General features: G+C 72.8%; 16 protein-coding genes. 7 read left to right on the plus strand and 9 right to left on the minus strand.

The features are described 5' to 3' along the window. Positions 1–409: 409 nt before the first annotated feature. Positions 410–796 carry a YchJ family protein gene (locus ASD10_RS01500; protein WP_056603603.1) on the plus strand — a complete coding sequence of 129 codons (387 nt, stop codon included), beginning with the start codon at positions 410–412 and terminating at the stop codon, positions 794–796. Here the strand turns inward: ASD10_RS01500 and ASD10_RS01505 are convergent. Further along, positions 790–1,575, minus strand: coding sequence for a matrixin family metalloprotease (locus ASD10_RS01505; protein WP_157432403.1), 786 nt, complete (start codon positions 1,573–1,575; stop codon positions 790–792). The genes ASD10_RS01500 and ASD10_RS01505 overlap by 7 nt on opposite strands. Positions 1,576–1,661: 86 nt before the next feature. Between ASD10_RS01505 and ASD10_RS01510 the strand changes: the two genes are divergently transcribed. From ASD10_RS01510 to ASD10_RS01525, 4 genes are all read left to right on the plus strand, one after another. Further along, entirely contained in the window at positions 1,662–2,909 is a 1,248-nt protein-coding gene (locus ASD10_RS01510; protein WP_056603609.1) for a uracil-xanthine permease family protein, read from the plus strand. A gap of 69 nt (positions 2,910–2,978) precedes the next feature. Further along, a complete protein-coding gene (locus ASD10_RS01515) occupies positions 2,979–4,199 on the plus strand; it encodes an AGE family epimerase/isomerase (RefSeq protein ID WP_056609768.1) in 1,221 nt (406 codons plus the stop codon). A 91-nt stretch (positions 4,200–4,290) separates the two neighbouring features. Further along, positions 4,291–5,181: a carbohydrate kinase gene (locus ASD10_RS01520; protein WP_056603612.1), complete on the plus strand. Its 891-nt coding sequence runs from the start codon at positions 4,291–4,293 to the stop codon at positions 5,179–5,181. Next, the gene (locus tag ASD10_RS01525; protein ID WP_056603614.1) at positions 5,178–5,927 is read left to right on the plus strand and encodes an alpha/beta fold hydrolase; all 750 of its coding nucleotides are present in this window, start codon (positions 5,178–5,180) and stop codon (positions 5,925–5,927) included. The genes ASD10_RS01520 and ASD10_RS01525 overlap by 4 nt, the downstream gene beginning before the upstream one ends. Before the next feature lie 120 nt (positions 5,928–6,047). On the opposite strand, the gene ASD10_RS01530 is transcribed toward ASD10_RS01525, so the two are convergent. The 3 genes from ASD10_RS01530 to dcd all read right to left on the minus strand — a co-directional run bounded on the left by ASD10_RS01530 (position 6,048) and on the right by dcd (position 8,474). Further along, on the minus strand, positions 6,048–6,872 hold the full coding sequence (locus ASD10_RS01530; protein WP_056603616.1) for a carbohydrate kinase family protein: 825 nt from the start codon (positions 6,870–6,872) through the stop codon (positions 6,048–6,050). 10 nt (positions 6,873–6,882) lie between these two features. Further along, the gene (locus ASD10_RS01535; protein ID WP_056603619.1) at positions 6,883–7,791 is read right to left on the minus strand and encodes a pseudouridine-5'-phosphate glycosidase; all 909 of its coding nucleotides are present in this window, start codon (positions 7,789–7,791) and stop codon (positions 6,883–6,885) included. A gap of 107 nt (positions 7,792–7,898) precedes the next feature. Continuing rightward, positions 7,899–8,474: a dCTP deaminase gene (gene dcd, locus ASD10_RS01540; RefSeq protein ID WP_056603622.1), complete on the minus strand. Its 576-nt coding sequence runs from the start codon at positions 8,472–8,474 to the stop codon at positions 7,899–7,901. A gap of 50 nt (positions 8,475–8,524) precedes the next feature. Here dcd and ASD10_RS01545 point away from each other — a divergent pair, with 50 nt between their 5' ends. Next, positions 8,525–9,082: a dihydrofolate reductase family protein gene (locus ASD10_RS01545; protein WP_056603625.1), complete on the plus strand. Its 558-nt coding sequence runs from the start codon at positions 8,525–8,527 to the stop codon at positions 9,080–9,082. After that, the gene (locus ASD10_RS01550; RefSeq protein ID WP_056603628.1) at positions 9,079–9,549 is read left to right on the plus strand and encodes a GNAT family N-acetyltransferase; all 471 of its coding nucleotides are present in this window, start codon (positions 9,079–9,081) and stop codon (positions 9,547–9,549) included. Before ASD10_RS01545 ends, ASD10_RS01550 begins: the two co-directional genes overlap by 4 nt. Here ASD10_RS01550 and ASD10_RS01555 read toward each other — a convergent pair. Genes ASD10_RS01555 through ASD10_RS01575 form a run of 5 tightly spaced genes read right to left on the minus strand, consistent with a single transcriptional unit; the run spans position 9,501 to position 13,072 of the window. Then, positions 9,501–9,941, minus strand: coding sequence for a hypothetical protein (locus tag ASD10_RS01555; RefSeq protein WP_056603631.1), 441 nt, complete (start codon positions 9,939–9,941; stop codon positions 9,501–9,503). The genes ASD10_RS01550 and ASD10_RS01555 overlap by 49 nt on opposite strands. Then, complete coding sequence (locus ASD10_RS01560) at positions 9,938–11,107, minus strand: molybdopterin-dependent oxidoreductase (protein WP_200938110.1); 1,170 nt, start codon at positions 11,105–11,107, stop codon at positions 9,938–9,940. The genes ASD10_RS01555 and ASD10_RS01560 overlap by 4 nt, the downstream gene beginning before the upstream one ends. Then, complete coding sequence (locus tag ASD10_RS01565; RefSeq protein WP_056603634.1) at positions 11,104–11,748, minus strand: class I SAM-dependent methyltransferase; 645 nt, start codon at positions 11,746–11,748, stop codon at positions 11,104–11,106. The genes ASD10_RS01560 and ASD10_RS01565 overlap by 4 nt, the downstream gene beginning before the upstream one ends. Next, entirely contained in the window at positions 11,745–12,413 is a 669-nt protein-coding gene (locus ASD10_RS01570; RefSeq protein WP_056603635.1) for a DUF2064 domain-containing protein, read from the minus strand. The genes ASD10_RS01565 and ASD10_RS01570 overlap by 4 nt, the downstream gene beginning before the upstream one ends. Next, a complete protein-coding gene (locus ASD10_RS01575; protein WP_157432404.1) occupies positions 12,410–13,072 on the minus strand; it encodes a glycosyltransferase family 2 protein in 663 nt (220 codons plus the stop codon). The genes ASD10_RS01570 and ASD10_RS01575 overlap by 4 nt, the downstream gene beginning before the upstream one ends. Positions 13,073–13,118: the final 46 nt, after the last annotated feature.

Raw genomic sequence — 13,118 nt, forward strand, 5'->3', positions numbered from 1 at the left:
GACTCCCGAGGGCATCACCGCGGTCGACGACGAGACCTCGACGGCCGACCCGGTCGACGAGGACGTCGCGGCGCTCACCGATGCCAATCCGAGCGGCGCCGACCTGAGCGCCACCGCGACGCAGCTCGCCTTCGACGACGTCGTCGACGAGTCGGAGGACGAGTCCAAGAAGTAGCCCGCAGCACCTCTCGCCTCATCGGGGAGCTTCCCGGTCACCCCGTGACCGGAAGGCTCCCCGATGTCGTCCGTCCGGGCCCCGACATGCGAAAAGTCCGGTCGGGAGGGAGCCACGGACCGGACTTCGTGCTGATCGGGAGGGACCAGCGTCGCAACCGGACGGGAGGGAGTGTGCCCGGTTCGAAAGGATCAACGACGCTCGCCCGGGCGGGTCACGGTGGAGAATGGAGAAATGTCGACGACCCGTTGCCCCTGCCTCAGCGGCCTCACCTACGCCGACTGCTGCGGACGACTGCACGACGGCTCCGCGACGGCCCAGACCGCCGAGCAGCTCATGCGGTCGCGCTTCAGCGCCTTCGCCGTGGGCGACCCCGACTACCTGCTGGCCACGTGGCACCCGTCGACCCGGCCGGCGTCCCTCGAGCTCGACGACGACCAGCGCTGGTACCGGCTCGACGTCCTCGCGACCCGCGAGGGCGGTCCGTTCGAGACGTCCGGGGTCGTCGAGTTCGAGGCCTTCCACCGCTCGCCGTCCGGCCGGGGCAGCCAGCACGAGATCAGCCGCTTCACCCGCGAGGGCGGCCGCTGGTTCTACGTCGACGGCGTGCGCGGTCAGTAGGGGATGCAGGCGCCGCTGCCGACGGCCGCCAGACCCGCGAGATCGCCCGCGCCCCACCGCGTGAGCGTCTCGTCGCCCTCGGGCTGCATGAGCTGACCCGGTGCGTCGACGTGGTCGAGCCCCACGAGGTGCCCCAGCTCGTGCATGATGACCGACCGCACCGACGCGCGTCCCCGACGACCGTCGAGGATGCGGGCCAGCTGGGGCCCGTCGAGCACGACCGTCCCGGTCACGAACCAGCGCCGGCCGTCGCGCTCGACCGACGAGCTGCCGGCGAAGCCCGCGACGCTGCCCTTCAGCTTCGGGGACGCGACGGGATCGCTCCACGTCACCGTGACGGGCAGCCAGCCGCCGTCGGGCGACCGGACGGTCTCGTCGTCGGGGGCCGTCTCGTCGGTCGTCCCGTCGACGACGAACTGCAGCCCCGACGCCTCGCTGACCTCGTCGAGCGCCTGGTCGAGCAGACGCATGCCGCCCTCGACGATCGTGCGCGGGTCGACGACCAGGTGGATCGGCGCGCACGGGTCGTACGTCACCGGCTCGTCGCCGTCCGGCTGCGTCGCGATGAGCCGGTACTGTCCGTCGTCCCCGGCTCTCGCGGCCGGCACGCCGAGCGGCGTCGACGCCGCGTCGTCCGGACGATCCGGGAACGCTCCCCCGGCCGCACCGTCGTCGAGCATCGAGGCGACCGACAGCGCGCCGAGCAGCACCACGAGGGCCGCGACCGCCACCGCAGCGCGCCGACGGCCGGCATCGGCGTCCCTCCCGCGTGCGGTCACCCGCAGATTGTCCCCCGCCGGAGGTCGGGCCCGCACGTCCCGCCCCTACGATGTGACCGGCACTGGGCCCGACGAGAGGACACCGCGTGAGCTGGACACTGCACGGCGACGGCAAGACCATCGCCGAGGGAGAGCTCGTCCGACCCGGCGAACGCCTCTCGTGGCCCCGCACGATCGGCTTCGGCGGCCAGCACGTCGTCGCGATGTTCGGTGCGACGTTCCTCGTGCCGCTGCTGACCGGGTTCCCACCCACGACCACCCTGTTCTTCTCGGGCGTCGGGACGATCCTGTTCCTGCTGCTGACCCGCAACCGCCTGCCCAGCTACCTCGGGTCGTCGTTCGCGTTCATCGCGCCGATCCAGGCCGCGACGGCGGCCGGCGACATGTCGGACGCGCTGTTCGGCCTCGTCGTGACGGGCATCCTGCTGGCCCTGATCGGTGCGCTCGTGACCGTCACCGGCACGGGCTGGATCGAGGTGCTGATGCCGCCCGTCGTGACGGGTGCGATCGTCGCGCTGATCGGCCTCAACCTGTCGGGCGCGGCGACCGGCAACTTCGCGCAGGGGCCGTGGATCGCGACGATCACGCTGGCCACGATCGTCGTCGTCGCGGTCGCGTTCCGCGGGCTCCTCGCGCGCCTGTCGATCCTCGTCGGCGTCGTCGTCGGCTACGCGGCCGCGGCGATCGGCGGACAGCTCGACTTCGGCCAGGTCGCGGACGCCGACTGGTTCGGCCTGCCCGACTTCACGAGCCCCAGCATGACGTGGTCGGTCGTGCCGATGTTCCTGCCCGTCGTGCTGGTGCTGGTGGCCGAGAACGTCGGCCACGTGCGCAGCGTGGCCCACCTGACCGACGACCCGTCGCTCAACGAGAAGACGGGTCCCGCCCTGTTCGCCGACGGTCTCGCGACGACGATCGCGGGCATGGGCGGCGGCTCGGCGACCACGACCTACGGCGAGAACATCGGCGTCATGACCGCGACGCGCGTGTTCTCGACGGCGGCGTACTGGGTCGCCGCGGTCGTGGCGATCGCGCTGAGCCTCTCGCCCAAGGTCGGTGCGCTGCTCAACACGATCCCCGCCGGCGTGCTGGGCGGCGTGACGGTCGCGCTGTACGGCCTCATCGGCCTGATCGGCGTCAAGATCTGGATCGACAACCAGGTCGACTTCACGCAGCCCGTCAACCAGTACACGGTCGCGATCGCCCTCGTGATCGGCATCGGCAACCTGACGCTGAGCGCCGGCGACATGACGTTCACGGGCATCGCGCTCGGCACGATCGCGGCCGTCGTGGTCTACCACGCGATGCGTCAGCTGCAGCGCCTGCGCGGCTGACCCGTCGCGGTGCCGACCCTGTCGCCGGGCCCGCGCGACGCCGTCGTCGACGCACCCTACGGTGGACCCATGGTGACCACCGACGGCTCGACCGGTTCCCCCGCCTGGCGGCGCGCCGCCCGCACCGACCTGCTGGCCTTCGCCCGCCGCTCCGAGCGGCCCGAGGGCGGGTTCGTGTGGCTCGACGACGCGGGCGAGCCCGACCCCGACAAGAACCTCGAGCTGTGGATCAACGCCCGCATGACGTACGTCTTCGCGCTGGCGCACCTGTCCGGTGCGAGCGACACCCTGCGGCTCGCCGAGCACGGCGTCCGCAGCCTGCAGACGCTGTTCCACGACGACGAGCACGGCGGCTGGTACGACGAGGTCGACGTCGACGGGCACACCGACGACACCGACAAGCGCTGCTACGGCCACGCCCACGTCCTGCTCGCCGCGGCCACCGCCGTCGCCGCGGGAGCCGAGGGCGCCCAGGCCCTGCTCGACGAGGCCACCGACCTGCACACGCACCACTTCTGGGAGCACGAGTCGGGCCGCTGCGTCGAGTCGCTGAGCCGCGACTGGACGCAGGTCGACCCCTACCGCGGCGCCAACAGCAACATGCACACCGTCGAGGCGTACCTGGTGGCCGGCGACGTCACGGGCCACCCGGTCTGGCACGAGCGCGCCCTGTCGATCTGCGAGCGCATCATCGGCATCCACGCCCGCTCGCACGGCTGGCGCATCCCCGAGCACTACGACCACGACTGGACGCCCGTCCCGGAGTACAACGTCGAGTCGCCGGCCGATCCGTTCCGTCCCTACGGCGCGACGCCCGGGCACGCCTTCGAGTGGTCGCGGCTGCTCGTGCAGCTCGCGGCGAGCCTCGACGAGCCGCGACCGTGGATCCTCGAGGCCGCCGAGGCCCTGTTCGCCCAGGCCGTCGAGGACACCGCCGAGGACGACACCCCGGGCCTGGCCTACACGACCGACTGGCACGGCGAACCGGTCGTCCGCGAGCGCTTCCACTGGGTCATGGCCGAGGCCGTCCTGGCGGCCGAGGCGCTCAACACCTACACCGACAGCGCGCTGTACGCGGGGCTCGCGAGTCGGTGGTGGTCCGAGATCGCCGAGCACTTCGTCGACGACGCGACGGGCTCGTGGCACCACGAGCTCGGCCCGTCGATGGCCCGCTCGACGCGCACCTGGCGCGGCAAGCCCGATGCGTACCACGCGTTCAACGCCCTCACGCTGCCCGATCTGCCACTCTCGCCCAGTGCGGCGCTGACGATCGGCGGAGACATCGCATGACCGAGCGCCAGCGAGGTCAGCGCCAGCGAGGTCACCGACAGGTGCTCATGCGGACGACGACCTACCGTCGCTCTTCCCCGGAGGAGGCCGCATGACCGTGCTGGTCATCGGCGAGGCGCTGGTCGACGTCGTGCAGCGCGAGGGCCGCGAGCCCGAGCCGCACGCCGGCGGATCGCCGTTCAACGTCGCGGTGGGCCTGGCCCGCCTCGACGTGCCGACGGTCCTGGCCGCACAGGTCGGCCCCGACCGCTACGGCGACGGGCTCCGCTGGCACCTGACCGACTCCGACGTGTCGCTGGTCGAGCTCGACCCCGTGCCGGCGCGGACGTCGACGGCGGCCGCGACGCTGGCCGACGACGGCAGCGCGAGCTACGAGTTCGACCTGACGTGGGACCCTGCGGCACTGCCCGATCCCGCCGACTTCGTCGCGGTGCACGTCGGCTCGCTGGGCACGTCGCTGCAGCCCGGGGCGGCGCTGGTCGCCGACCTCGTGGTGAGCGCCGACGTGATGGGCGTCCCGGTGTCGTTCGATCCCAACGTGCGGCTCGCCGTCGAGCCCGATCCCGAGGTGTGGCGGCGCGTGTTCGCCGAGATCGCACCGCACGCGTCGATCCTGAAGATGAGCGACGAGGACGCCGCGACGCTGTTCCCGGGCGAGGACCCCGCCGACCTGGTCCGCCGGCTGGCGGCCGACCACGGCATCGTCGCGATCACGCGCGGTGGCGAGGGCGCCGTCATCGCGACGGCGGGGGCGTTCGCGAGCGTCCCGCCCGCCGACGTCCGCATGGTCGACACGATCGGCGCGGGCGACTCGTTCATGGCGGCGATGCTCGCGTGGTGCGCGACGTACGACTGGCCCAGCGCGTCCGAGCTCGACGCCACCGAGCTGACCGATCTGGCGATGTACGCCTCGAGCGCCGCCGCCATCACCTGCTCGCGTCCGGGGGCCGACCCGCCGCGGACGATCGACCTGACCCCGTGACCGATCCCCCGGTCGAGCACTACGCCGGTCGCGACGGCCTGCAGCTGGCGTACCGGCAGGTCGGCGACGGGCGGCCCGTCCTGCTGCTGCACGGCTTCTTCACGACGGGCGCCGTCGCGTGGCTGCGCAGCGGGCACGCGGCCCGGCTGGTCGCGAGGGGGCACCGCGTGATCGTGCCCGACATGCGCGGTCACGGCGACAGCCCCAAGCCGCACGACCGCGCCGCGTACCCGCCGGACGTGCTGACCGACGACGCCCTCGCGCTCGTCGAGCACCTGGGCCTGACCGACTACGACCTCGGCGGCTACTCGCTGGGCGCGCACACGATCGTCCGCATGCTGGTGCGGGGCGCCGTCCCCCGACGGGCCGCGGTGGGCGGCGCGGGCTTCGACCAGCTGCTCCACGCCTCGGGCCGCGGCACGACCTTCCGGCACGTGCTCGACCACCTCGGGCGCCACGAGTGGGGCTCGCGCGACTGGCTCATGGAGGGTTTCCTGCGCAAGACCCGGGGCGATCCGACGGCGCTGCGGCACGTCCTCGACACCCCCGTCGACACGACGCGCGAGCAGCTCGCGGCGATCGGGGTGCCGACGCTCGTCGTCACCGGCACCGACGACGAGCCCGACGCGGGCCGCGAGCTGGCGGCGACCCTGCAGCACGCGACGTTCGTCGAGGTGCCCGGTGACCACGTCGGCGCCTCCGGCACCCCCGAGCTCGGCGAAGCCTTCACCGAGTGGTTCGCCTGACTCACCCCTTCCCCGGCCCCCCGTGACCCGCGAGTGGTGCGGCGTGGACGTTCTGGGACGGCGTGTCCGACCACACCGCACCGCTCGCGCTCGCGGATGCACCACTCGACGCGCGGGACGTCAGGCGACCGGGCGGGCTCCCCGCACCGACACGCAGCCCGCGGCCGACTCGGCGCCCGCGCGCAGGGACGCCTCGGCGTCCCGCGTGCCGACCCAGCAGCTGAGGAAGCCCGCCGCGAAGGCGTCGCCGGCACCCACGGTGTCGACGACGTCGGCCTCGAGCGCCGCGACCGCCTCGCCCGCGAACGTCGCCCCCTCGGCGCCGCGCGTGACGACGACCCCGTCACCCTCGAGCCGCAGGAACCCCTGCTCGTCCTCGTTCGGGAAGACCAGGTCGGCGCCGGCGAGCCACGACAGGACGGTGTCGCGTCCCGCGGCCTCGACGAAGCCCAGCGAGCTCGGGTCGATGCTGACGCCGGCGCCGCGCCGCCGCGCCTCGGCCACGAGCCCGAGCGCGAGCGGTCGCACCGCGTCGTCGAAGAACGAGTAGCCCGTCAGGTGCAGCCACGTCACGTCGTCCCACGCGTCGGCGGGGACGTGCTCGGCCGTCATGGTCGCGTTGGCGGCGCGGTCGACGTACATCGTCCGGTCGGCGGCCGCGTCGAGCGTCAGCACGATCGTCGCCGTCGGCAGGTCGGGGTCGCCCGACACCCGGGCGTCGACGCCGTACGCCTCGAGCGCCGCCACGTGACGCGCGACGGCGTCGGCACCGCAGCGACCGACGAAGCGCACCGGCGCGCCCAGGTGCCCCAGCCACGCCGCGACGTTGGCTGCCGAGCCGCCCGCCGTCATGCGGATCTCCGAGACGGTGTCGCTCGCGGCGTTGACCGCGCCGAGCGGACGGACGCCGATGTCGTCGACCAGGTCGCCGACGACGAGGATCATCGCGCGTCCCTCATCGGGCCGACCACGACAGCGCGATCTCGCCCGCGACCCGGATGTTGTTCTCGGCGATCTTCAGGTTCACCGCGAGACTCTCGCCGCCGGTCAGCTCGACGATCGTCAGCAGCAGGAACGGGGTGACCTCCTTGCCCGTCAGGCCCTGCTCGTCGGCCATCCGCAGCGCGTCGGTCAGCGCCCGGTCGTGCACCGCGGGGTCGAGCTGCTCGGCGACCGGCAGCGGGTTGGCGACCAGGATGCCGGCCTGCTGGCCCAGGGCGTCACGAGCCGCCATGACGTCGGCGACCGCCGCGGCGTCCGGCACGGTCCAGTCGAGCTCGAAGCCCGAGTCGGTCAGCCAGAAGCTCGGGAAGCGGTCGGTGCCGTAGCCGAGCACCGGCACGCTGAGGGTCTCGAGGCGCTCGAGCGTCGCCGGGATGTCGAGGATCGACTTCACGCCGGCCGAGACGACCGTGATCGGCACCTGCGACAGGATCGTCAGGTCGGCTGACTCGTCGAACGTCTCGGACGCGCCGCGGTGCACGCCGCCGAGGCCGCCGGTCGCGAACACGCGGATGCCGGCGAGGTTCGCGATGTACGACGTCGCGGCGACGGTCGTCGCGCCGCTGCCGCCGCGGGCGATCGCGATCGGCAGGTCGCGCACGCTCAGCTTGGGGATGTCCTCGCCCGCGACGCGCACCAGCTCGTCGTCGGTCAGGCCGGCCTTGAGCACGCCGTCGAGCACCGCGATCGTGGCCGGGACGACGCCCGCGTCGGTCAGGATCGACTCGAAGCGGCGGGCGGCGTGCAGGTTGTCGGGGCGCGGCAGGCCGTGCGAGATGATCGTCGACTCGAGCGCGACGACGGGCCGCCCCTCGTCGAGCGCGGACTGCACGGCGGGCGAGATGCTGAGGGGAAGGGTCACTCCGAGATCCTACGAGTCGAGTGGTGCATTCCCGTCCGCGAGTGGTGCGTCGTGGTCAGACACGCCGTCCCAGAAAGTCCACACCGCACCACTCGCGAATACGGGGCTCAGATCTCGGTGCGGTGGAAGTTCGCGTGGGAGCGGGACGCCGTGGGGCCGCGCTGGCCCTGGTAGCGCGAGCCGTACTTCTCGGAGCCGTACGGGTTGTCGGCCGCCGAGCTGAGGCGGAAGTAGCAGACCTGGCCGATCTTCATGCCGGGGTAGAGCTTGATCGGCAGGGTCGCGACGTTCGCGAGCTCGAGCGTCACGTGCCCCGAGAAGCCGGGGTCGATGAATCCGGCGGTCGAGTGCGTCAGCAGACCCAGACGACCGAGCGACGACTTGCCCTCGAGCCGCGCCGCGATGTCGTCGGGCAGCGTCACGAGCTCGTACGTCGAGCCCAGCACGAACTCGCCGGGGTGCAGGATGAACTCCTCACCCGACGCGACCTCGATCTCGCGCGTCAGGTCGGACTGGTCGGCCGCCGGGTCGATGTGCGGGTACTTGTGGTTGTCGAACACCCGGAAGAACTTGTCGAGCCGGACGTCGATGCTCGACGGCTGGATCATGCCGGGGTCGAAGGGGTCGAGGCCGACGCGGCCGGCCTCGATCTCGGCGAGGATGTCGCGGTCTGAGAGGAGCACGAGTCGAAACTAACGCATCGGCGGCACCGTGCCCGGTCTACCGTTGGCCCATGGGCCGACTGATCTACTCGTGCAACGTCTCGCTCGACGGCTACTCGGCCGACGCCGAGGGGCGATTCGACTGGTCGCAGCCCGACGAGCAGGTGCACGCCGTCACCGCCGACCTGCTGCGCCCCATGGGCACGCACCTGTACGGGCGACGGATGTACGACGTCATGGTGTTCTGGGAGACGGTCGACGACCCCGATCCGTTCATGGTCGACTTCGCCCGGCTGTGGCGGGCCGCCGACAAGGTCGTCTACTCGCGCACGCTGACCGAGCCGTCCAGCGACCGCACGCGCATCGAGCGCGACTTCGACGTCGACGCCGTGCGCGCGCTCGTCGAGGAGTCCGCGACGGACGTGCTGATCGGCGGCGCCGAGCTGGGCGGCCAGGCCATCGCGGCGGGCCTGGTCGACGAGCTCCACACCTTCGTGCACCCCGTGCTGATCGGCGGTGGCACGCGCTGGCTGCCCGACGGCGTCCGCGTCGACCTCGAGCTCGTCGACGAGCACCGCTTCGGCGGTGTCGTGCACCTGCACCACCGCGTCTCGCGGGACGACCGATGACGTCGACGCTCGACGTCCGCGAGGACGACCTCACGGGCCCCGAGGTCGTCGCCCTGCTCGAGCAGCACCTCGACGAGATGCACAGCCACACCCCGGCCGAGAGCGTCCACGCACTCGACGTCGACCGCCTGCGGGCCGACGGCGTGACGTTCTGGAGCGCCTGGTCGGACGGACGTCTGGCGGGCTGCGGCGCGATCAAGCACCTCGACCCGACGCACGCCGAGATCAAGTCGATGCGCACCGCGGACGGGTTCCGCGGGCGCGGAGTCGCCGCCACCCTGCTGGCGCACATGGTCGCCGAGGCCCGCTCCCGCGGCTACGAGCGGCTCAGCCTCGAGACCGGCAGCAACCCGCCGTTCGCCCCGGCCCGCCGCCTGTACGAGCGGCACGGCTTCGCCTACTGCGAGCCGTTCGGCGACTACGAGCTCGACCCGTGGAGCGTCTTCATGTCGCGCGACCTCGTCTGACGACGGCGCCACACCGCGCTGACGACGGCGTACGCCACCAGCACCAGCGTCAGCACGACCCAGCTGAGCACGTACGGCTTGCCGAGGATCGTCTCGTTGCCGGGCTTGCCCCCCTGGCCGCTGAGGACCGGCAGGAACGCGACGGTCAGCGTGCCCCACACGAGGAACGCCGTCGCCGATCCGCTGCGGAAGTGGGCCGGCAGCACCCGCGACGCGCCGTAGCCGATCGCCACCACGACGGGCGCCAGCACAGCGTCGTGCAGGATGACGCCACCGGCGAGCCAGAACGCCTCGGACGTCAGCTGCTCGCGGGTGAAGTCGCGCATGAGCCACACGCCCCACAGACCGCATCCGACACCGAGGGCGACCAGCAGCGCCCGCACGGCCCTCATGCGTCGACCTCGAGCCGGTTGACCCACTTGGTCTGGAACACGCCCGGACGGTTGGGGGCGATGAGCCGGGCCGGGTAGCCGTGGTCGATGTCGAGCTTCTCGCCGTTCAGCGAGAGGGCGAGCATCGTCCGGTCGTCCTTGACGACGTTGCCGACGACCCGCGACGAGCCGAAGGCGCCCTTGGTCTGCAGCGACCGCAGCACGACGTCCGCGTCGGGCTCGGCGCCGACCAGGGCCAGCAGGTCGCGCAGCGGGACGCCCGTCCACGTCGCGCTGCGGCTCCACCCCTCGACGCACGCGATCGGCAGCCGGTGCGTGCTCTGCGGCATCGCGAGCAGCTCGTCGCGCGACAGCGAGACGGTGCGGTCGCCGGCGGTCACCTCGAGCCGCCAGGCGGGGTCGAGCGCCGTCTCGGACGTGCCCGCGCCGGCCGCGGTGCGGTTGACGGGCAGGTCCTGCGGGCCATCGCCGGGTCGCACCGAGAAGGCCGAGACCTTGCGCAGCCACGGCACCGACTGCCCGGCGGTCAGCAGCACCGCCAGGCCGGACGCCGCGAACGCGCCGCGCAGGACGGTCCGACGGGTCGGGGCGGACGGGTCGAGGTGCTCGTCGGGGTGCTCGATCGGCGCGCCGAGGGCCGTGCGGATGACGGGCAGCTTGACGCCGATGTGCACGACCAGCGAGCCGATCGCGACCCACGCCACGGCCTCGTGCGTCCGGCGGAAGCTGAACTCCCAGGGGTACCAGCCGATGATGTTGAGCGTCCCGCTCGCGAGCATGAAGAACGTCGAGCCCATCAGCGCGGCGATGGACGCCCGCTCGAGCACCTCGACGACCAGACCCCGTGCGCCGGTGGCCGGGCGGTTGAACAGCCGCGGGAACACCGACCAGAGCTTGACCAGCAGCAGCGGGATCGCGGCGGTGCCGGAGGCGATGTGCAGGCCCTGCGTCCAGCGGTACAGCTGCGCCGGATTGGGGCTCAGCGTCAGCCACCCCGGGGTGCTGTACTGGAAGTGGCTCCACATGCCCGTCGCGAAGCAGACCGCGAAGCAGACGCCGAGGGCGGTGCCGACGCGGGCCGTCAGCGCCGTGCCGCGCGCCCGGCTCTCGAAGTCGTCGGGTCGCGGGATCCGTCGCTCGATGTCGGCGACGGTCGGCAGCCTCACGCCGTGTCCCGCACCATCGTCGCGGTGTGGCGGGTGCCGACCGTGCGGGTCGAGACGACCCTCATGCCGGCCGCGGCGGCGACGTCGTCGATCGCGTCGAGACCGACGACGGCCCAGTCGAACGGCACCGAGAGCCGCCCGTCGACGCGCAGGCGTCGGCGCTCGCGCACCAGTCCGGTGCCGTGGTCGGCGACCTCGGCGATGACCCTGCCGCCGGGCACCAGCACCTCGCCGACGCGGGCCAGCAGCCGGACGGGGTCGCCGCCGATGCCGAGGTTGCCGTCGGCGAGCAGCGCGTACGTCCAGCTCCCCTCGCCGGGGATCTTCGTGTAGACGTCGCGCAGCAGCGCCAGGGCACCGCGGTCGCGGGTCTGGCGGACCGCCTCCTGCGAGACGTCGATGCCCATCGCGAAGACGTGGCGGGCGGCGAGCGCGCCGACGAGGCGTCCCGGCCCGCAGCCGATGTCGATCGTCTCGGCGTCGCACGGGTCGATGAACAGCGCGCGGTCGACCCAGTCGGGCTCGGACGACCACATCGCGACGTCGAACGGCTCGATGCGGCCGACGTCGTCGACGACGTGCGTCGTCTTGCCGGTGAAGGCCGCGTCATAGGCGCTGACCGGGTCGAAGGCGAGACTCATGAGGTGGCCTCCGCCGACTCGTGGCGGCTGACGGCCTCGGCGAGGCGCGAGATCGGGATGTCGGCGGCGATCGCGACCGCGTCGTCGTACGTGTCCATGTCGGCGAGGGTGCGCAGGGTCACGACGTCGCCACCGAGGGCCTCGACGGTCTTCGCGCCCGTGTCGTCGGCCGACATCTCGACGTCGAGGAGCCGTTCGGCCAGCGACGGGTCGGGCAGCCCGAGGAGCCACCACCCGCCGTCCGTGGCCGGGCCGACGACGATGCTGCCGAGCTCGACCATGCGGCCGGCGTCGAGGTAGTCGGCGACCAGCAGCTGGGGGGTGTCCATGCCGACCTGGACGATCCCGGTGCCGTCCTCGGCCGTCGCGGCGGCGTCGGCGTGCGCGTGGGCCAGGCGTTCGGCCAGGCCCTCGCCGCGCTGCGGGACGACGCGCAGCGGTTCGAGCGCGGCGGCGATCTCGTCGGCGCGGGCGGCCTTGGACAGGTCGCCGGTCATCGCGACCACGACGGGCCAGCCGACCGCCGACGCCGTCGCGAGCGTGTCGAGCAGGGCGGCGGCGGCGAGCTCGGCCGCGACGTCGTCGCCCACCGTCCGGGCGACGCGGGTCTTGGCCAGGCCGGGCACGGGCGCCTTCGCCACGACGAGCAGCGTGGGGGCGGTCATCGCATGACCTTCGCGAAGTCGTGGGCGACGCGGACCGTGCCCTTGAGCGAGCCGGAGACCTTCGACTTCGTGCCCGCGGCGCGGCGGTCGTACGACACGTCGACCTCGCTGACCGTCCAGCCCGCGCGCGACGCCTTGAGCATCAGCTCGAGCGGGTAGCCGAAGCGCCGGTCCTGGACGTCGAGCGCCAGCAGGTCGTCGCGGCGGCACACCCGCATGGGGGCGAGGTCGTGGATGCCGAACGCGCTGCGGCGGCGGATCATGGTCGCCAGCGCCAGGGTCCCGGCGCGGGCGTGCCACGGCCACACCCCGCGCCCGACGGGCCGACGGCGACCGACCGCCATCGTCGCTCCTCCGTCACGCACGAGGTCGAGCATCGGCTCGAGCTCGTCCATGCGCATCGACGCGTCGCCGTCGATCACGGCGACGTACTCGGCCGTCGCGGCCAGCATCCCGGTGTGCACGGCGGCCCCGTACCCCGGACGGTGCTCGGTCACCACCTGCGCGCCCAACGAGCGGGCGACATCGGCCGTTCCGTCGGTCGATCCGTTGTCGACGACGATGACGTTCCAGCCCACCGGGACGTGCGCGAGCACGGTCGGGAGGGCCAGAGCCTCGTCCCGACACGGGATCACGACATCGCAGGTGCTCATGGTCATGGTTCGAACCTAGGGGTCGCGGCGCTTGGTCGCATGCGCAGGCGAT

Source organism: Aeromicrobium sp. Root472D3, assembly GCF_001426485.1.
Taxonomy (GTDB): Bacteria; Actinomycetota; Actinomycetes; order Propionibacteriales; family Nocardioidaceae; genus Aeromicrobium.

Excerpts from the sequence above, each read along its gene's own strand:
- ASD10_RS01500 (WP_056603603.1), top strand. The coding sequence starts at position 410 with ATGTCGACGACCCGTTGCCCCTGCCTCAGCGGCCTCACCTACGCCGAC.
- ASD10_RS01515 (WP_056609768.1), top strand. The coding sequence starts at position 2,979 with ATGGTGACCACCGACGGCTCGACCGGTTCCCCCGCCTGGCGGCGCGCC.
- ASD10_RS01520 (WP_056603612.1), top strand. The coding sequence starts at position 4,291 with ATGACCGTGCTGGTCATCGGCGAGGCGCTGGTCGACGTCGTGCAGCGC.
- ASD10_RS01530 (WP_056603616.1), bottom strand. The coding sequence starts at position 6,872 with ATGATCCTCGTCGTCGGCGACCTGGTCGACGACATCGGCGTCCGTCCG.
- ASD10_RS01545 (WP_056603625.1), top strand. The coding sequence starts at position 8,525 with ATGGGCCGACTGATCTACTCGTGCAACGTCTCGCTCGACGGCTACTCG.
- ASD10_RS01550 (WP_056603628.1), top strand. The coding sequence starts at position 9,079 with ATGACGTCGACGCTCGACGTCCGCGAGGACGACCTCACGGGCCCCGAG.
- ASD10_RS01555 (WP_056603631.1), bottom strand. The coding sequence starts at position 9,941 with ATGAGGGCCGTGCGGGCGCTGCTGGTCGCCCTCGGTGTCGGATGCGGT.
- ASD10_RS01565 (WP_056603634.1), bottom strand. The coding sequence starts at position 11,748 with ATGAGTCTCGCCTTCGACCCGGTCAGCGCCTATGACGCGGCCTTCACC.
- ASD10_RS01570 (WP_056603635.1), bottom strand. The coding sequence starts at position 12,413 with ATGACCGCCCCCACGCTGCTCGTCGTGGCGAAGGCGCCCGTGCCCGGC.
- ASD10_RS01575 (WP_157432404.1), bottom strand. The coding sequence starts at position 13,072 with ATGACCATGAGCACCTGCGATGTCGTGATCCCGTGTCGGGACGAGGCT.